The organism is Phyllobacterium sp. P5_D12, assembly GCF_054049495.1.
Map to the genome: position 1 here is coordinate 1 of NZ_JBFUMG010001196.1, position 531 is coordinate 531.

General features: G+C 56.5%; 1 protein-coding gene. It reads right to left on the reverse strand.

Annotated features, from left to right (window positions below; translation table 11 throughout):
* Positions 1–531, reverse strand: a 531-nt coding sequence (locus tag ACXJ5O_RS29470; protein ID WP_457302987.1) for an AI-2E family transporter, incomplete at both ends; no start/stop codon positions are given.

Consider the following 531-nt stretch of genomic DNA (forward strand, 5'->3'; position numbering starts at 1 on the left):
GTAGTTAAGGGTGAAGGCAATTGCGCCCCAGGCAGCCGCCAGTTCGAGGCCTGCGAAATAGGCGAATGCCCAGACGATCAACCCGGTCAAGACGCTGGCGAACGTGCGCACGAGCATGAACCGGCGTAATTTCTTTGAAATTTCGCGATTGGCATGGAGTATGTTCATGCCCTGCGGTTGTAGTGCGGGAGAGCGAAGACGCTTGCCGAAATCCTCTATTTCCAGGAGGCCGAGCATGACGAAAACAAAGACCAGCAGGGCAAATCCCGCGAAACTATTGAGCCGTCCGGCCAACCCCTGGGTAAAGCCCACCAGCCATGTCACGTCGAAGCGGTCGGCGAGTGGACCTGCGATGGCAATGCCGTGTTCCTCCAGCCAGTCGGTCCAGTGGACATAGACATCCTGGAATCTGCGGGCATTGACGAAAAGCCATTGGCCAAGCCTGCTTAGACCCCAAGTCACAGAGGATCCGACGGCGACGATGATGAAGATCGTTGAAGAGAGCGTCACAAACAGGGCAAGTAGTTTGGG